Consider the following 18,250-nt stretch of genomic DNA (forward strand, 5'->3'; position numbering starts at 1 on the left):
AAAATCCCGCCTAATAAGAATATAATTTATTTTATTGAAGACTGAAGCCTGCTGAATGTTCACAGGAGACGAGATCTTTGTGTGGGAAAAAGAAGTGGAATTGGATATTCTGGTAAGTGAGACCCTTAAAGCCAGGTATCTGCATGAAGGGGAAAATAATTGGGAGGACATCTGCGAGAGAGTTGCAGAAGCAGTTGCATTAACTGATGAAGAGTATCTAGATTTCAAAGACCTCATGCTTAGAAAGGTTTTTCTTCCAAGCTCGCCGACGCTCATGAATGCGGGCACAGAGTTTGGGCAACTTGCAGCTTGTTTCGTAATTCCTGTAGAAGACAAAGTCGAGGAAATCTTCGATTCGATTAAAGCTGCAGCCTTGATCCAGAAAACCGGAGGAGGCACAGGGTTTGATTTTTCAAAAATACGTCCCGAAGGTTCTTCTAACTCATGTGGCGATGACGCGACGAGCGGTCCTGTAGCTGTCATGAAACTTTTCAATGAGGCAACTGAGATCGTAAAACAGTTTGGAAGGCGACGAGGTGCCAATATGGGCATCCTTGATATTTCCCACAATGATATCCTTTCTTTCATCAGGTCAAAGCATGTCGAAGGAGAGTTGAGCAATTTCAATATCTCGGTTATGGTGCCTGATGCTTTCATGGAACTTGTTGAAGCAGATAAGGCTGATGAAGTTTGGAACAGGCAAACAGATGTGACAGTCGGGCGCATATTTTCCGAGATTGTAGAAGGAATCTGGAGAAACGGCGAACCAGGCATTCTTTTTTATGATCGAATAAACAGGGACAACTTCACGCCTGCACTTGGTGATATCTCGGCCACAAACCCCTGCGGGGAGGAACCACTTCTGCCTTTTGAAGCCTGCAACCTGGGCAGCATAAACCTTTCTCTTTGTGTTATAGACGGGAAAGTAAACTGGGACTTTCTCAGGGAAGTAGCTGGAAAAGCGATCCGTTTTCTGGATAATGAAATTGATAAAAATGCATATCCTGTTCCGGAGATCGAGACTGCAACTAAGAGGACCAGGAAAGTAGGGCTTGGGGTAATGGGACTTCACGATATGCTTTTAAAGATTGGGCTGCCCTACGACTCACAGGAAGCTCTCGAGCTTGCGGAAAAGCTTATGGAACAGATTACCTGGGCTTCGATCAGGGAATCAAGGAAGCTTGCTGTGGAGAAAGGAAGTTTTCCGGGATATGAGGATTCCACATGGGAACTTCCTATGAGGAATGCTGCATTAACCGCAGTCGCTCCGACAGGCACGATCAGCATTCTTGCCGGTTGTTCGGCAGGAATTGAGCCTGTTTTCAGCTGGGTTTACAGGCGAACTCAGACCGTAGGCAGGGAATTTATGCTTGTTCATCCGTTTTTTAAGGCGCATTTCAAATCAAAACTGTCGGAAGCTGACTATAGCTGGCTTCTGGAGCATGTCTATAAATACGGTACGTTGCAGGATGTGGAAAATCCAGAACTTGTAAGCGAAGAGGAAAAGCAGCTTTTCAGGTCAGCCCTTGACATTGACTGGAAGGCTCATATTGATATGCAGGCCGCATTTCAACGACATTGCCATGCAGGAATTTCGAAAACTATCAATATGCCTGCTTCCGCAGGAAAAGAGGATATCGACAAGGCTTTGGTTTATGCCTGGAAACAGGGGTTAAAGGGGCTTACTATTTATAGGACTGGAAGCAGACAGTATGTGGTGCTCAGCCTACAAAAATTTTAAAATTGAATCTGTTGTGGCATGTAAAAACCACAAAGCAGTAGCCTGTAAAAATTATAAAACTGTAATCCGTAAAAACTGTTTGCGATCTCAAAACGGAGTCTTGAGCCTGCGAAGAAATCTGTTCTCCAAACAGTATAATAAATATTAGAAAGTGTTATCTTACTAAAAATATATATACATTTAATCACTCTAAATAATATATGACTGATACTTTTAAACCTCACCTTGAATTGCTAGTTGCATGCGTCATTTACGGCACCGTCGGACTCTACATGGAACAACTTGAGGATATGTCCATAGGCTCAATTATTTTCTACAGAATACTCTTTGGACTAACAGCCCTTTTATTCTATCTTGCAGTTACTGGGAATTTAGGCCAGTTGGCTCTTAAAAGAAAGAAGAAGTACCTGCTCCTTCTGGGAGTTCTGTATGTTTTGCAGATGTTTTCCTATTATTCGGCAATTCGTTATCTAGGGGCTTCTTCAGCCGTTCTTCTGCTCTATACGGACCCGATTTATCTGACTATTCTTGCCCCTTTGCTGCTGGGAGAAAAGAACACGGGAAAAACGATTTTTGCTCTCTTCCTCGGCTTGATCGGAGTATTCTATATAACAAGGCCGGAAGGAGGCTTTGAACAGCTTGAATTTGGCAGTAGTTATCTTAAGGGAGTGCTTTTTGGGCTTACAGGGGGTCTTTTCAGCAGTGGTGTAATTATTTCGGTTCGTTATCTCAGAAATGAATATAACGGGCTTACCCAGCTCTTCTGGCAGAGTACAATCAGCCTTTTCTTCCTTTCACCGTTTGCAGTTTCCGTTCCACGGAATGTACTCACCGCAAACCTCCCAGTCCTGATACTCTTCGGAGTATTGATTACAGGAATCGGTGCAGTGTTTTATATAAGGGGTGTAACAGGCGTGAACGCTATTACAGGCAGTCTCTTTGCTCTGCTTGAACCGGTTTCCTGTATATTCTTCGATTATACTATACTGGGAAATCCTATTCACAGTGGAATGCTTACTGGATGTGTTTTCATCCTTGCTGCAGCAATTGTAATAAGCCTTGATGATTCGTTTTCCCTGAAAAAATTGTTTTTCCGGAACAAAACAGTCCTTGGTAAAAATACTTCTATCCGAAAAAAACCGATTATAAGAGCCCCGGATAAATAAAAATCTATATTTGAGCTCTATTTTTCCTTTTTCTTTTATTTCTTTTTCTCTTAAGTTAACCTGCTTCCGTTTCTCCTGAACCGTAATCCTTGATCCGCAATCGTTACGATGTCGATCTCGTCGTTACTAATATTTTCGGTCAAGCCTTTTTTTAAAAGGGTTGTGCCGCAACCGTTGCGCCGGTTGATCACGCCGACCATGTTGTTACTGAAGTTTTCGGTCAAGCCTTTTTTTAAAAGGGTTGCGGTCAAGCAGTTTTTTTAAAAGGGTTGCGGTCAAGCAGTTTTTTTAAAAGGGTTGCGGTCAAGCAGTTTTTTCAAAAGGGTTGCGGTATAACAAAGCTTAAATCAAGTACAGTAATTACTGAATAAATTGATTGGCGCGTGGAAGAGCCGTTTCTTTCAGGACAGGTAAAGGCGTTCTTCCCCGAATACTGATATTGTGTTCGTTAAATACTTATTTGAAGTTTAATATATAAGCGGCCGGTAGTAAAGTTTTCCAACAGTCCACCGGTTAGAAATTTATTATCAATACTTATCGGGCAGCAGCAGGACATCTTCAGGACAGGACTGCACTGACCGCACTTTCACTTTAGCTAATCTTTCTTCAGGGAGACCCTATATGATAAAAGAAATCACTGCTAAGTATAACGCAGAGCAAATTGAAAAAAAGATAACACAGCTCTGGAAAGATAGCGATGCTTATCGAAAAACCCGAGAGCACCGCAAGACTGGAAAAAGACTTTTTTTTGTTGACGGCCCCCCGTATACGACCGGACATATCCACCTGGGAACTGCCTGGAATAAGATCATTAAAGATTCCATTCTTCGCTATTATTCTATGAATAACCGTAATATTCTCGAGCGCCCTGGCTGGGATATGCATGGTCTGCCGATTGAAGTCAAAGTTGAGGGCGTGCTCGGTTTCAAATCCAAAAAGGACATTGAGAGCTTTGGAGTAGAGAATTTTATCGAGAAATGTAAGGAATTTGCTATCAACCAGAAGCAGGAAATGACTGAACAATTCCAGAGGCTAGGGGTCTGGATGCAATGGGAAGCCCCCTACATGACCTTAAAAGACGATTACATTGAAGCTGCCTGGTGGACTCTCAAGCAAGCCAGTGAAAAAAACCTGCTGGATGTGGGCAAACGTTCAGTCAACTGGTGCCCTCGCTGTGAGACTGCAATTGCGGACTCAGAGGTTGAATATGCCGAGAGGACCGATCCTTCAATTTATGTAAAATTTAAGATCAAAGGCGAGGAAAATACCTTCATAGTCATCTGGACAACAACCCCCTGGACAATTCCCGCAAATGTAGCTGTAGCTGTACATCCTGGTTTTGAATACTCGAAATTCAGGGCAATCAGGCAGGATGGCTCTGATGAGATCTTGATTGCAGCTACCGACCTGATCGAGAACGTCCTTAGACAGGGCAGGTATGTTGACTACGAAGTACTTGAGACAATGCTCGGGGAAGACCTGACGAAACTTGAGTACGAAAGCCCTGTTGGGGATCTTGTGCCTGTGCAGAATGAGATAAAGCATGGCATTTATCTTGCCGATTACGTAACTGCAGAAAACACAGGCTGTGTACATATTGCCCCAGGACATGGTATGGACGACTTTAACGTTGGCGTGAAGTATAACCTTCCAATCCTCTGTCCTGTGGGCCCGAACGGTGCTTATACTGAAGAAGCCGGGGAATATGCGGGCAAAAACGTCAGGGAAGCAAACCCGATTGTTATTGAAGACCTGAGGAAACGTAACAGGCTGCTTGCAGAAGGAACTGTTACGCACAGGTACGGGCACTGCTGGCGCTGCAAAACTCCTATAATCTATCTTGCAACCGAGCAGTGGTTCCTCAAGGTTACAGATATAAAGGACAAAATGCTTGAGGCAATTGATGCCGTAGACTGGTACCCTGAATGGGCAGGTTCAGCCAGGTTCAGGACCTGGGTTGAAGGTGCCCGAGACTGGTGTATTTCCAGGCAGCGCTACTGGGGAATGCCAATTCCGGTCTGGAAGTGTAAGAAATGTGGAAAACTTGAGGTAATAGGAACCAAAGCCGAACTGCTGGAAAAATCCGGAGCAGGCAGTGATGTCGAACTTCACCGCCCCTATGTGGACAAACTAACTATTCCCTGTGAGTGCGGCGGAGAGAAAAAACGTGTTGAGGACGTTTTCGATGTCTGGTTTGATTCGGCTGTCGCTTCCTGGGCTACTCTGAAGTTCCCGCAGACCAGGGAACAGTTTGACGAATGGTGGCCTGCTGACTTTATTACTGAAGGGCATGACCAGACACGCGGCTGGTTCTATTCACAGCTTGGAGCAAGCATGGTGGGCTTCGGACGAGCTCCTTACAAGAGTGTGCTCATGCACGGCTTTACGCTTGATGCAGGTGGAAAGAAAATGTCCAAAAGCCTTGGAAACGTGGTTTCCCCGATTGATGTAATCGACAAGTATGGGGCTGACACTCTGCGTGCCTATGTGCTTTCCTCAAGTGCGCCCTGGGATGACCTTAAGTTCAACCAGGAAGAAGTGGAAAACGTCCATCGTTCAATCAATATTCTCTGGAACGTTTTCAGGTTCCCGCTGCCTTATATGGCACTCGATAATTTTGATCCTCTTAAGGTCAGCCTTGATTCCGTAAAAGACGCGCTCAGGGAAGAGGACAGGTGGATTCTCTCAAGAATTCAGTCTGTTGTTAAGGCTGTAGACGAAGCAATGAGCGGGTACTTCCTACATAAAGCAGTGCGTGAGATTCTTGAATTTACTCTGGAAGACCTCTCCCGCTGGTATATCCAGCTTATCCGTCCGAGAACCTGGACCGAAGCCGACGATCCTGACAAGCTTGCAGCTTACCGTGTGCTTTATGAAGTCTACGTAACCCTTACAAAATTGATCTCTCCTTTCATGCCTTACTTGGCTGAAGAGATGTATCAGAACCTTATAAGAAATGTAGACCCGAATGCACTGGAATCAGTTCATATGTGCGATTGGCCAAAAGTCAATGAAGCCTATCTTGACCCTGAACTCGAAGCGGCCATGAGCACTGCACGTTCTATCGTGGAAGCCGCTTCAAACGCCCGCCAGAAGGCAGGACGAAAGCTCAGGTGGCCCGTTTCCCGAATAGTTGTTTCCCCTGAAAGTGAGGACGCAGCAAAGGCTGTAGAGAGACTGCGCTCAGTCCTTATGGACCAGACAAATTCCAAGGCAATTGTCCTGACGCCCGTTGGTGAGAGCTGGGATGAACTTGGGCTTGAAGTAATCCCTGATCCAAGTAAAATAGGCCCTGTATTTAAGAAGGATGCAGGAAAAGTCATTCCTGCCCTGCAAAAGGTTGACGGTTTTGCTTTGAAAAAAGCCTTTGCCGAGGCTGGCGAGTTTGAGCTCTCCCTTGCAGACAGAACAACGGTTACAGTCACTCCTGGTATGGCAAACTTCAAAGAAACCCTGCCAGAAGGTACAGCAAGTGCAGAATCCGATGCTGGTCTTGTCTATGTGGACGCAAATCTGACTCCAGAACTGGAAGCTGAAGGGTATGCAAGGGAAGTAATTCGCAGGCTTCAGGACATGCGGAAGGAGCTTGACCTTGTGGTGGACGAAAACATCCGCGTCTCAGTCCGGATCGAAGATGAAAGAGTCCTGAGACTTGTTGAAACACTCAAGGATCTGATTGCAGAAGAGGTAAGAGCCGAGATCCTTAACCTTGGCAGTGATATCGATGTTTCCGGAGCCCTTGTAAAGGATTGGGATGTTGAAGGCATTGCCATGAAGATGGGTATTTCAAAGAAATAAATTCTGAAAATGGGTTGAAAATCAAATAGGTTTTGAACTCAAACTGTATAACGGAAAGGAAACTGATTCATATGGATTTTGCTACCTGGGAACCGATTTACGAACGAATCCTTGAAGATTTCGGATTCGACCGAGCAGGTGATGAAAAGGCAGCTTTCTTCCTTTCCCGCATGCTGACAGAAGAAAACACGGCCAGCCTGTCTGAACTCAAAGCAATAATTTCCGGAAAGCCTGTTCTTGTCTGCGGAAACGCTCCAAGACTCAGGAGTGACCTTTCGGAAATCAATTTTTCTGCCTTTACGTTAATTGCAGCCGATGGAGCAGCTGCTGTACTAATGGATATGGGCATTGTGCCTGAGGTCATCTGTACCGACCTTGACGGCAATTCAGAAGCTGATATCGAAAAAGAGATACTCGCCTGTGAAGAAGGCTCGATAGTCCTTATTCATGCGCATGGGGACAATATCGATAAACTTGAGAAATATGTTCCCCGCTTTAAACGATTTATTGCAACTACCCAGGCAAAACCCTTTGATGATGTCTATAATTTTGGCGGCTTCAGTGATGGAGACCGATGCTTTTTTGTAGCCAGAGAATTCGGAGCTCAAAAAATCAGGCTAGTAGGTTTTGATTTTGAAGACAGCGATGTAAACCCGATTAAGAAAAAGAAATTGAAATGGGCAAAGAAATTAATGGGGACCTATGATTTTTAAAAAGTAACTAACCTTCTTGAAAGTGCGAACAATCCAACTGAAAATAATATAAGTATAATGAATTGACAAGTTCTCTTCTTTTTATTCATAAGCTGAATCGAAAAACTTACCATATTAAATAGTAGTCCTTTATATTGATATTTTGTTTAAAATAAAAAGACTAAAGTTATAAAGTTTGATACTAAAAAGAGTTGTACTACTTTTTAAACAAAATTTAGTAATTTTAAGGCTCTATATTGGATTTAACAAGGAAATATGGCTTATATAGATTATTGAAACAATATTTCTTGGCTAAACATTTAATTACAGATTTTTATTCCTGATTTATTGAGAGTTTTTATAGAACTAGATATTGTAGAGTAAATTCAAAAGTAAGTTTGTTTTATTGATAGAGAGTTTCTTCAATTTTATATAGATTATTTATATTCAGAAACAGTTATTCTAGATCTTTTATATAATTTCTAATTCTATGTTTAGTTGTACTTTCATGGGAGAACATGGGAGAACTGTTTCTCTCTAAACGGAAATTAGTACTCTTATAATTTCTAAAATGTTGCCATGAAAGTATGGTTAGGAGTGGGTGAAGAAATTTGATTAGATAGTGTGATTTCCTAGTCAAAAAGCCCACTATAAAGAGATAAAATATCTGAAAAGTATGGAATAACATAGCAAAATCTTGGAGGTAAATATAATGTGTGGATGGTTTGGTGGCTGTGGCTGCGGCTGGAGTCGTCTCTGGAACAGCTGCTGCGGCTGTGGCTGCGGCGGTTGGGGTGGCTGGTGGTAAGAATAACTGCTAGGTCAATCTTTGAACCCGTGAAATGTTAAGTATGGATGAATAAAAATAGTTGTCAATTCAAGATGGAAAGATCACTTCTGATTAATTGTCTTGAATTGATGGCTATGTATTTTATTACATGTATGTTCGCAACTATAAGCTTCATATGTTTGAATGTGAAGGGGTTCTATTCAGGCTGATTTGGGTGTAGAGTATTGACAGACCTTCAAATTGAGTCATTAGTCAAATGAAAATTCGGAGACGATGAATTTTCAACAAAAAAGATAAAGTACTGAAGTTTGAAAACAGAATAAGTAATGTCATTTCCTTTTGCTAAATGCACATTTTTTGAGCTATTAAATAGCTTATAATTTGATAAATATGGTTTTTTGTATTTTTAAGGTTCTATTTTTGTCTTAATTTTAATTTCAGACTATAAATTCTGATTTTATTGGCTATTCTAAAAATTAAGCTTTCGAAATTAAATATAAGACTAAACTCATTTTATAGAGCATAATTTCTCAGCTTTTTCAATGACTATTTAGTGTTAAGAACATATTATTCTATTCCATTTATATAATTTACAATTATATTATTAATTGTACTTTCTGGCAATTAAAGTTGAATCTGTCTCTTTTTAAGTGAAGATAGATTAAAACGCGATTGACAGGAGTAACAATAGGATTGAGGAGTCGATATAATATTTGGCTGAAGGGACATATACTCAAACCCCATATTATATCTTCCTCGATATATATAAATATATAAATTATATAAAAAAACATACAACGAATAAACATAGTAAATATGGAGGTAAATACAATGGGAGGATTTCCATTCTTTAAAAACAGCTGTGGATGCGGCGGCTGTGGCTACGGCGGCTACGGTGGCTGGGGCGGCTACGGCGGCTGGGGCGGTTGCGGCTGTGGCTGCAATGACAGGAAAGTTTGCTGCATAACAGCAGTCCGTGCCTGCTGCACCAGGGGCGGCGGCGGCTGGTGGGGCGACTGTTAAGAGCAATCGCTAGGCCAATAGCCGAATGCTGACTAATAGAACCATGGATTGAATAGACAAATATAAAACATAAAACCGATAGTGGCTCATTCATACAGCCCTTTGCCGGGTTATGAAAGCAGGAGAACCTTGATTGCATCAGAATCTTGGATATATTCAAATATCTCCTGTGATTATCCGGCATCCTTCAAAAAAATTAATGAATGAGCCTATCTCACTTTATTCATCTCACTTTATTCATTAGCACTAACCCAGTTTAATTGAAGAACCAGTCGCATAGGAATTAAATGATATAATTCTGAACATTTTTACAGATCTTAAAATAGATCTGCATTTATTTTGTTTTTCCATAAGCTATCCTGATTTTTCATACTATCTACTCGCGAATCATATACCAGTGCCGAGTCTATCACAAAATGTCGTATAAAATAGATTGCAATTATTTGGAATCGATGAATCCTTGAGGATTGACGCGACACTAGAGTCTCATCTGGTTACTCTAATTCTGGCTTCAGATTGGTTTTTTAGTTCAGTTTTGAAAGTAATTTAATCGAAAATTAAGTGTTTAGAAGAAGTAGTCAACTTTACGAATATTCAACTTTTGTATAAAAACGTTAAAATATTAAAGTTCAAAAATCAGATGAGTAATACTATTTTTGTTCGCTAAATTCACATGTATTAAGCCTCTAAAATGGTTATAATTAGATAATATAACTTATCCATGCCATAGAGGCTTTATTTTTGCATAAATATTGAATTGGAAACTTAAACTCTTGATTTTATATAACTAAAAGGAATTAAAATTCGTAAATTAAACGTAAAATTAAACGCGTTTTACGGAGCATGATTTCCCAGCTTTTTCAATGACTATTTAATATTAAGGACTTATTATTCTATCATGCTTATATAATCTACAATTATATTATTAATTGTATTTCCTGACAACTAAATGTAAATCTGCTTCTCTTTACGCGAACGCAGACCAAAATACGGTTTTCAGGAATAACAATAGAGTTGGCGAGTCGATATATAATTTGATTGGAGAAACACGCTCCAGTCTAAAAAATATATTTGCTCTATATAAAAAGCTGTGTAAATTAACTAGAAAAATATACAACAATAAAATATAAAATCTGGAGGTAGTTATATGGGAGGATTTCCATTCTTTAAAAAGTTCGGCGGTTGCGGCTGCGGTGGCTGGTGTGGCTGCGGCGGCTGGGGCGGCTGGGGCGGCTTTGGTGGTTGTGGCTGCAATGATAGGAAAGTTTGCTGCATAACAGCAATCCGTGTCTGTAAGATTAAAGGCTGCGGCTGTGGATGCTGCGACTGTTAAGAGCAATCGTTAGGCCAATAGCTGAATGCTGATTTATCAACCATGGATTAAGTAAATAGGTATAAATTAAGACCGATAGTGGGCTCATTTGTACAATCCTTCGCCGGGATACAGAAGCAGGAGAACCTTGATTGCATCAGAACCCTGAAATGTATTGAAAGGTATCTCCTGTGATTAACTGACAATATTCAGTAAGGATTAACGAATAAGCCCAGTCTCATTTTATTCATTCGAGTGACATTATTTAATTGAAAAACCAATAGCATAAGAATTCAAACAATTTAATTTTGGGCATTTATCACAGATCTTAAAACAGAGTTTCAGGTATGACATCTCTTTGATCTCAGTTTTGGAAATACTATTACAGGACTCTACAAAACTAAAAATCTCTCTGTTATATTCTTACTTTTAAATCCATCTGAGTCTATCTGTATCATCATTCTTCTCTTTTTCTTCTAGATCTCCTTCTTTATTGGAATATTGGTTTTTATTTCTATCCTTTTGTTGTATTCTCAATATCAACCTTACTTAAGTGTTATTTACTGGCGTCCTATAGTCTCGATTTTGATAATTCTAGCTATAAACATGTTTATGTACTTGTCAAAATTCAACTCTGCGGCTCAGGAATGGAACCTGGGTAGATAACTGATCCACTGGATAGGTAACTGATCCATATGGATTTTACTGCCAGGAAATCAATTTACGAACGAATCTTGAGAATTTCAGGTTCGACCTAGCAGGCGATGAAAAGGTAACTCTCTTCCTTTCCGGCATGCTGACAGAAGAAAACACGGTCAGCTTTTCTGAACTCAAAGCAATGGTTTCCGGAAAGCCTGTCTTTGTCTGCGGACGCGCTCCAGGGCTCAGGAGTGACCTTTCGGAAATCAATTTTTGGATTTTGCGGTAATTGCAGCCGATGGAGCCGCTGCTGTACTCATGGTTATGGGTATTGTGCCGAGGTCATCTTTACCGATTGATGCTAATTCTAAAGCTGGTGTTGAAAAGGGAACCCTTGATTGTAGAAATAGCAAGGTAGTTATTATTCACGCGCATAAGGGCAAAATATCGATAACCTTGAAGAATCTATGACTCGCTTTAAACGATTTATTGCAACTACCCAGGAAAGGCCTCTTAGCAAGGTCTACAATATTTTATTATCCATTCAAGGAAACCGATACGTTTTTTATACAATGGAGTTCCCGATAAAAATAGTTGAACTTGACGAATTTGATTTTGAGGATTTGAGAGTGAACCTAGTTAAGAAAAAGAAGCTGAAGTGGCTGAGAGAATAAATTTGAATGTTGGAACTTTAAAGCAAAAAGTTCTTCTTAAGGATGGTTAAAGTGCAGGAAGTCAAGAAAATCCCAAATATGTATCCTTTGAATAAATCCGGTTTTTATATTTTTAGAAATAAAACACTAATTTTAATTAAATATATAAAGTATATTAGTTTGAATTTAAAGTGATATTCCTAATTTTTTTCATAAAATCAACTTTTTTATGGGCTATAATTTAATTCAATTAAGAAATAAAGCTTATTTTTTCATAATAAATTCAATTTTCGTTTTGAATATGAAAATTAAGAGTTTGAATCCCTTTTTATTAGCGTTTAATAAGAGAACACCATAATATAAATTTAATAAATAAGTATATCCATATTTTCCCGTGAAATTCGTCTAGATTTTATAGGACTATTTAATTGTAAGTAAAATTTATTCTATATGCTTTATATAAACTAAAGCTATATGTTTAATATACTCACTAGCAATTAAAATTTAGGTATGTCAGTCTCAAAAATAAGATAGGCTCCCAAAACAATTTTAAAAGTAATTGCTATTGAGTATCACATAAGTCGTAGGATGAAGTTGGTAGGGAAATTATATGCATGTATTTCTCAAAAAGTAAGAAAAAATCTACAAGGAATAAACTGAAAAGGGGGGAAATGGTACAATGTTCGATATTATTAGACAGATGGTTGCAATTAGGCAGATATCTGGCGGCACGGCAGATCAGATTGCTGTTGGAGTTAACGTCCTGGTATTTTAAGTATTAACCTTGTAACGAAAATGATAAAAACGGAAAGAATTTAAAAATTAGGACTTGCGTGCTTCTCTTTCAATCATGCAAGTCCTAAATAAGTCCCTGATAATAGAAATGAGGTTGTACAATTTTAGGATAACAAGGTGCAAATTAATGAACAAGTATAATGGACAATGTTCCTTGAATTTATCTTGTCTTGAACTAGTGGTTGTGGACCCATTTCTTTAAGGAATACATAATTGACACTAGGATACATCAAAAGAGGAGGGAAGTATAATGGCTTTAATCGATATGCCTATTGATATTGGTATAGCAAACCAATTTATCACAGCAGCCCAAGCTTCATTTGCTGGGTCACAAGTTACAGATCTATTAAACTTATTTAGCTTGATATTTGGATAAAATGAACCTAACTTGATAACAGGCAATAATTGAACAAATATAACAATGGGCGAATATTTTTGGAGTTCATGTTATCTTAAACTAGTGTCTTGGCAATTTAATTGTTGAGCATTATCTTAGTAGCTTCTCATCAGAGTACACTGATTTTGAGCTCATTAGATAATTAATAATTAAATTTTCATGACACTGGTGGCTGTGAACTCATTTCTCTAAGGAACACATAGGATATTAGAATACATGAAAAGAGGAGGAAATTACAATGGCTTTTATCTATATACCTATTAATATCAATATATTAAACCAATTTATCATAGCAACCCAAATTTCAGGTGCTGGATCACAAACTATGGATCTATTTAACTGGATATTTGGATAAAATAACCTAACTTAATAAAAGGCAATAAAAAATCCGACTAATTTAGTTGCGTTGGAGTATTCCACAGTGAGCAGTAGATGTGTACTTGCATCACCGTTCATTTTAAGATGTGAATCAAGTTCATGTTGTAGCTTTTACACGTAACTCAGCGCATAATGTAGCCAAGTGAAAAAGGGTGCATGAGAAAGAGTTAAGCAATTGCCTGCGAAGCGGGTAATTGCTTAACTTTTGACAAATTGTCTCATGACCACCTTTTAAACATATAATGAATAAGCCCTTAGATTCATTTTATCTTCAACTGGTGGCTATGTAGAGTGCCAGATAAAATATAATAAACATACGAAAGATAGAGGAAATTATTAATGTATCTTCATAAAGAATCTTTATCACATTTAGAATATTTCAAACATTGGCCTTTAAAATGTAGACTCTGTAAAGAATGGGCAAAAGGAAATTCAGAGAGATTGTTACATCATGGAGATAATTATAATACGTTTTTTTGAAAGCTGTCGACTTTAATATGAATATTTCGGCTCTGTAGAAATTCTTAATTTGATGCAGAATATTTCTGTCACTTTTTTGTTTATATCATAGGTCAATAATTTAATTTTTATTTTATACTTGGTTATAGAGCTTCTTTGCCCTCAGTATTTCTCCAAACTTCTTTTTGACAACAGAGAACATTATTTTTACTGTGTTCTATATATTTTATTTAATTTTATTAAATATTAAACATTAAATATTAAACATTAAATATTAAATATTAAATATTAAACATTAAATATAACTTTCTTCTGAATCTTCCTTTTTACTGGAATATTGGGTTTTATTTCTATCTATCTGTTTATTCTCAATATCAATCTTACTTGAGTGTTATTTACCGGCGTCTCATAGGCTGGATTCTGGCAATTCTAACTGTAAACATGTTTTTGTACTTGTAAAAATTCAACTCTGCGACTGAGGAATGAAACCTGAGTAGGTATTGATTCATATGGATTTTGCTACCTGGGAACCGATTTACGAACGAATACTTGAGGACTTCAGGTTCAACCGAATAGATGATGAAAAGGTAACTCTCTTCCTTTCCGGCATGTCGACAGAAGAAAACACGGTCAGCTTTTCTGAACTCAAAGCAATGGTTTCCGAAAATCCTGTCTTTGTCTGCGGACGCGCTCCAGGGCTCGGGAGTGACCTTTCGGAAATCAATTTTTGGATTTTGCGGTAATTGCAGCCGATGGAGCCGCTGCCATACTAATGGATATGGGTATTGTGCTGAGGTCATTTGTACTGACTCAACAGCAATTCTGAAGAGAACTCGACAAGAGATACCTGCCTGTGAGCATCGTTCGTCAATTCTGACCCTGACATCAGGATACTATTTATAAGCTCGAACACGTGCTCACTTCCAGCTCTTTATCGCAACTACCCGGATAAAGCCTTTAGGTAAAGTCTACAATTTTGGAGGATTCCTTTAGGAAAACCGATGAGTTTTTATCGCAAAGGAGTTTCCCGCAAAAACTGTTAAACTTGCTGTATTTGATTTTGAGGATTCGAGAGTGAACCTGGTTAAGAAAAAGAAGTTGAAGTAAGCGAAAGAATTAATTGGAATGTTGGGGACTTTAAAACAAAAAGTTCTTCTTAAGGATGGTTAAAGTGCAGGAAGTTAAGAAAATCCCAAATATGTATCCTTTGAATAAATCCTACTTTTATATTTTTAGAAAAAAAATTTTCATTTAAATTAAAAATATGAAGTATTATAGTTTGAATTTAAAGTAATTTTTCAATTTAATTTAGTAAATTAATCTATTTTATGGATTATATTTATATTTAATCAACTAATTATTCTTAGTTTACCATAATAAATTTTATATTTATCTTAAATAGAAAAAAAGAATATTTAATACCTTTTTTATTGATATTTTTGAAACAACTCCACGATATAAATTGAATGAATAAGTCTGCATATATTTTTCCGTGAAATTTGCCCAGATTTTCCAGGACTATTTAATTGTAAGTAAAATTTATTCTATATGCTTTATATAAACTAAAACTATATGTTTAATATACTCACTAGCAATTAAAATTTAGTGATGTCAATCTTAAAATTAAGATAGGCTCCAAAAGATATCATGAAATTTAATTGTTAGGAGTGCCGTATAATAAAACAAATTAGAAATAATAATTATTTACGAATTCAAAAAACATGATTAGTTTCTCAAAAATTAATAAAACTAGCCAAAAAATAAAGACAAAATAAATATATATAAAAAGTAGTGGAGGGAATGAACATGGTCTTCAGCTTTTACTATTCAAGAGTTTGCTGGTACTATGAAAAGGTTTGCTTCTTCGTTAAGTTCTGTTTCTGATTAAGCAAAGAAGTAACCTATAAACAATTATTCAGTTTGAGTGCAGTAACAGAAAAAGTATCATAGTCATCTGTTCAAAGCGTGAAGCATGGGTTTTCCAATTTATTGCTCTCTGGACTGGTGACTCTACTTTTATTTTCGTCTCAATTAGTAATCACTTCTTAAAAAGCGGCCTTTTTTAATTCTCTAAGCTGTTGAGAAAGAAGTGTTGGCATGGCAAAATTTCAGGCACAACAGAAATACAAAAGTCAAATGGCAATTTACAACAGGAGATGTAGGGATAAAATTGTCATGTCTTCATTCAACAATTGTAAATTGATACAACAGTAAAGGCAAACCAAATAATATTGGGTTTCTTTATATCCAGTCCAAGACTGAAATAAGAACATTTTTAGGATTTTTTCATCCCTGAGCAATAAAAGCGATACCGGTTTATTGTTGTGGAAGGTTTCATTAGCACAGAGAGATAAAAATCCCTATATCAGATGAGAGCTATTTTTATCTTATTTATATACCCGATTCATTTTTAATTCCAGAAGACAGGCAGGAGTGAAATTAGTGAGCTCCAGAGCTCCATATCAGGTTTCCGGAAAGTCTAAAAGAAAAAATATTTTATGCCTTATAGGTCTGCATAAATGGAAAAGAAGCGGTGGCTTGAATATTTATGCTTCAAATGTGAGAGAAAAGTATTTTGTATGTATGCGCTGCGGGAAGACAAAAACAGTTTATGAACCAAAAAATAAATGAAATTCCTGAAAAACTTAAAAAAGAAACTCTAATCTTTACCTGCTGATCTGATTCTTATTTATAAATGGGTCATACTAACTCAATTATTTATATGTTTCTATTAATTTTTTTTAATCCCATTAAATTGACACCTTTATTACACGGGCAATAATAGAAAGCGCTCTCCGCTAATGAATAATTTTAATTTCCCGAGCCTGCAAGAATCGACTTTATTTTGTAAATTTTCCAATTTTATGTTCTCAGGTTATTAGTGGATTAAGGACTTATTAGCGCCAGAAAAACTATATATTTTCGTTTCACAAATTATTTTGATAACATGCAAAATTTTGACAACAGACAAAAATTAGAGCCCCTATCTATGATCTGCGGTCATCATAATTTTTTTCAAAATGCCCCAGATTTAATCTCCAGAGATATTTTCCCCTGCTGTTCCGTAGGAGACAGTGAAATTAAACTCATCTCTGGACCCACTCATGCAGGTAAAACCACCTTCATGAGTCAGGTTGCCAGTAACCTGGTTGGAGTAAAAATTTATATTGATTTTGAAGAGAGTCAGGTACAGGAGCTGGGATCTGGAGATTTACAGGCTATTGAGGAGACTGCAGCCGAAATCCGCAAAAAAGAAACTGAAGACGGAGCAGGAAGGATTTTCTACTTTTTTGATGAAATCCAGAATCTACAGGGCTGGGAGAATTGGGTTGACAGGCTTCACAGACAGGGAGCAGAAATTTATCTAACTTCATCGAGATCAAAATTAATAAATGAGTTTTCTTCCAGATTTTCAGGTAGATGTAAAATTTTAAGGCTTTTCCCGTTCTCTTTTAGGGAATATCTGCAGATTAAAGGTAATATAATAGCAGAGCCGAACTTTCTAACGCTTGCAAGCAGTGATGAACTGTTATGTATGTTTTTCCAGTATTTTGAAAACGGTGGTTTTCCGGATGTAATCAAAAAAGATGACATAAGTCTATCCCGAAAATATTTTGAAGAAGAGCTGCAAAAAGGGGCTGCAGCGGGGTATGATATTCAGAAGTTAAAAAAGTTAGCCATATTCCTGATTTCGAACATGGCTTCGGAATACTCCCCCGATACCCTAAAAAAAGTAAGTGGAATTGAAAGTGAGGAACTCATAGACACTTATCTGGACTATCTAGAAGACATTTTCTTGCTCTATCGGGTCCCAAAGCTCAACAGACTCCAGGAAAGTGGGAAGGAAAAAGAAAGTCCCTGTAAGATTTATGCAGGCGATACCGGACTTTTCAAGGCAGTATATCCCGGTTACCCTGACAGCCTTGGGCTGAGATTTGAGAACCTTGTGTTCCTTGAACTGCTGAGAAGGGAAAAACAGGTATTCTACTTCCGGAACAAAAGAGAATGTGATTTTATCATTAAGGAAAAAGGCAGCCAGAAAGTTTCAGCTGCAATTCAGATCTCGGTTTGCTTCGGAAACCCTGCAGTGAAGGAAAGAGAAATTCTGGGGCTTATGGAAGCTCTTGATGAGTACGGCCTTGAAGAGGGGCTTATTCTGACAATGGACGAAGAAGAGACCATTATAGTTGACAGCAAAGGCGGAAAAAAAATAATCATGGTTAAATCAGTGTGGAAATGGATGCTGGAATAAAGAAAACAAAGAGCAAAAAGGCGACACTCATGTAAAACGTTATAATAACTCCCGAACCTGTGCGGAAATACGTAACAAAGGGTAAAAAATGAAAAGAAACCGGAACGTGAATATTCCGGACTTAATTTTCTATTCGGGATTTTTTCCGAAATCAG

The 18,250-nt window shown here is 38.0% G+C and carries 14 protein-coding genes and 1 pseudogene; 14 read left to right on the top strand and 1 reads right to left on the bottom strand.

Annotation, left to right across the window (positions count from 1 at the left end; translation table 11 throughout):
- Window positions 1-55 precede the first annotated feature (55 nt).
- Both MSBRW_RS05970 and MSBRW_RS05975 read left to right on the top strand, forming a co-directional pair.
- Window positions 56-1,741, top strand: a complete 1,686-nt coding sequence (locus MSBRW_RS05970; RefSeq protein WP_011308519.1) for an adenosylcobalamin-dependent ribonucleoside-diphosphate reductase — start codon at window positions 56-58, stop codon at window positions 1,739-1,741.
- 200 nt (window positions 1,742-1,941) lie between these two features.
- The gene (locus MSBRW_RS05975) at window positions 1,942-2,907 is read left to right on the top strand and encodes a DMT family transporter (RefSeq protein ID WP_011308518.1); all 966 of its coding nucleotides are present in this window, start codon (window positions 1,942-1,944) and stop codon (window positions 2,905-2,907) included.
- Between the two features lie 50 nt (window positions 2,908-2,957).
- On the opposite strand, the gene MSBRW_RS21880 is transcribed toward MSBRW_RS05975, so the two are convergent.
- The gene (locus MSBRW_RS21880; protein WP_196298031.1) at window positions 2,958-3,131 is read right to left on the bottom strand and encodes a hypothetical protein; all 174 of its coding nucleotides are present in this window, start codon (window positions 3,129-3,131) and stop codon (window positions 2,958-2,960) included.
- A gap of 397 nt (window positions 3,132-3,528) precedes the next feature.
- Between MSBRW_RS21880 and ileS the strand changes: the two genes are divergently transcribed.
- The 12 genes and pseudogenes from ileS (at window position 3,529) to MSBRW_RS06015 (ending at window position 18,095) form a co-directional block, all read left to right on the top strand.
- Entirely contained in the window at window positions 3,529-6,705 is a 3,177-nt protein-coding gene (gene ileS / locus MSBRW_RS05980) for an isoleucine--tRNA ligase (RefSeq protein WP_011308517.1), read from the top strand.
- 71 nt (window positions 6,706-6,776) lie between these two features.
- The gene (locus MSBRW_RS05985) at window positions 6,777-7,418 is read left to right on the top strand and encodes a 6-hydroxymethylpterin diphosphokinase MptE-like protein (RefSeq protein WP_011308516.1); all 642 of its coding nucleotides are present in this window, start codon (window positions 6,777-6,779) and stop codon (window positions 7,416-7,418) included.
- 1,600 nt (window positions 7,419-9,018) lie between these two features.
- On the top strand, window positions 9,019-9,210 hold the full coding sequence (locus MSBRW_RS05990) for a hypothetical protein (RefSeq protein WP_048103071.1): 192 nt from the start codon (window positions 9,019-9,021) through the stop codon (window positions 9,208-9,210).
- Between the two features lie 1,147 nt (window positions 9,211-10,357).
- On the top strand, window positions 10,358-10,543 hold the full coding sequence (locus tag MSBRW_RS22900; protein ID WP_048103070.1) for a hypothetical protein: 186 nt from the start codon (window positions 10,358-10,360) through the stop codon (window positions 10,541-10,543).
- A 772-nt stretch (window positions 10,544-11,315) separates the two neighbouring features.
- Entirely contained in the window at window positions 11,316-11,450 is a 135-nt protein-coding gene (locus MSBRW_RS23785; protein WP_268990285.1) for a hypothetical protein, read from the top strand.
- Window positions 11,435-11,632, top strand: coding sequence for a hypothetical protein (locus MSBRW_RS23250; protein WP_230669977.1), 198 nt, complete (start codon window positions 11,435-11,437; stop codon window positions 11,630-11,632). The genes MSBRW_RS23785 and MSBRW_RS23250 overlap by 16 nt, the downstream gene beginning before the upstream one ends.
- Window positions 11,629-11,835: a hypothetical protein gene (locus tag MSBRW_RS23255; RefSeq protein WP_230669979.1), complete on the top strand. Its 207-nt coding sequence runs from the start codon at window positions 11,629-11,631 to the stop codon at window positions 11,833-11,835. The genes MSBRW_RS23250 and MSBRW_RS23255 overlap by 4 nt, the downstream gene beginning before the upstream one ends.
- Window positions 11,836-12,859: 1,024 nt before the next feature.
- Entirely contained in the window at window positions 12,860-12,985 is a 126-nt protein-coding gene (locus MSBRW_RS23790; protein WP_268990286.1) for a hypothetical protein, read from the top strand.
- Window positions 12,986-14,352: 1,367 nt separating this feature from the next.
- Window positions 14,353-14,586: a hypothetical protein gene (locus tag MSBRW_RS23260; protein WP_230669982.1), complete on the top strand. Its 234-nt coding sequence runs from the start codon at window positions 14,353-14,355 to the stop codon at window positions 14,584-14,586.
- 1,334 nt (window positions 14,587-15,920) lie between these two features.
- Window positions 15,921-16,046, top strand: a pseudogene (locus MSBRW_RS23265) (IS630 family transposase); the annotation flags it as partial.
- Window positions 16,047-16,285: 239 nt separating this feature from the next.
- Window positions 16,286-16,474, top strand: coding sequence for a hypothetical protein (locus MSBRW_RS06010; protein ID WP_155398133.1), 189 nt, complete (start codon window positions 16,286-16,288; stop codon window positions 16,472-16,474).
- Window positions 16,475-16,832: 358 nt separating this feature from the next.
- Window positions 16,833-18,095, top strand: a complete 1,263-nt coding sequence (locus MSBRW_RS06015) for an ATP-binding protein (protein ID WP_230669984.1) — start codon at window positions 16,833-16,835, stop codon at window positions 18,093-18,095.
- Window positions 18,096-18,250: the final 155 nt, after the last annotated feature.

It is taken from the genome of Methanosarcina barkeri str. Wiesmoor (genome assembly GCF_000969985.1).
Lineage (GTDB): Archaea > Halobacteriota > Methanosarcinia > Methanosarcinales > Methanosarcinaceae > Methanosarcina > Methanosarcina barkeri_B.

Excerpts from the sequence above, each read along its gene's own strand:
- MSBRW_RS05970 (WP_011308519.1), top strand. The coding sequence starts at position 56 with ATGTTCACAGGAGACGAGATCTTTGTGTGGGAAAAAGAAGTGGAATTG.
- MSBRW_RS05975 (WP_011308518.1), top strand. The coding sequence starts at position 1,942 with ATGACTGATACTTTTAAACCTCACCTTGAATTGCTAGTTGCATGCGTC.
- ileS (WP_011308517.1), top strand. The coding sequence starts at position 3,529 with ATGATAAAAGAAATCACTGCTAAGTATAACGCAGAGCAAATTGAAAAA.
- MSBRW_RS05985 (WP_011308516.1), top strand. The coding sequence starts at position 6,777 with ATGGATTTTGCTACCTGGGAACCGATTTACGAACGAATCCTTGAAGAT.
- MSBRW_RS05990 (WP_048103071.1), top strand. The coding sequence starts at position 9,019 with ATGGGAGGATTTCCATTCTTTAAAAACAGCTGTGGATGCGGCGGCTGT.
- MSBRW_RS22900 (WP_048103070.1), top strand. The coding sequence starts at position 10,358 with ATGGGAGGATTTCCATTCTTTAAAAAGTTCGGCGGTTGCGGCTGCGGT.
- MSBRW_RS23785 (WP_268990285.1), top strand. The coding sequence starts at position 11,316 with ATGCTGACAGAAGAAAACACGGTCAGCTTTTCTGAACTCAAAGCAATG.
- MSBRW_RS23255 (WP_230669979.1), top strand. The coding sequence starts at position 11,629 with ATGACTCGCTTTAAACGATTTATTGCAACTACCCAGGAAAGGCCTCTT.
- MSBRW_RS23790 (WP_268990286.1), top strand. The coding sequence starts at position 12,860 with ATGGCTTTAATCGATATGCCTATTGATATTGGTATAGCAAACCAATTT.
- MSBRW_RS23260 (WP_230669982.1), top strand. The coding sequence starts at position 14,353 with ATGGATTTTGCTACCTGGGAACCGATTTACGAACGAATACTTGAGGAC.
- MSBRW_RS06015 (WP_230669984.1), top strand. The coding sequence starts at position 16,833 with ATGATCTGCGGTCATCATAATTTTTTTCAAAATGCCCCAGATTTAATC.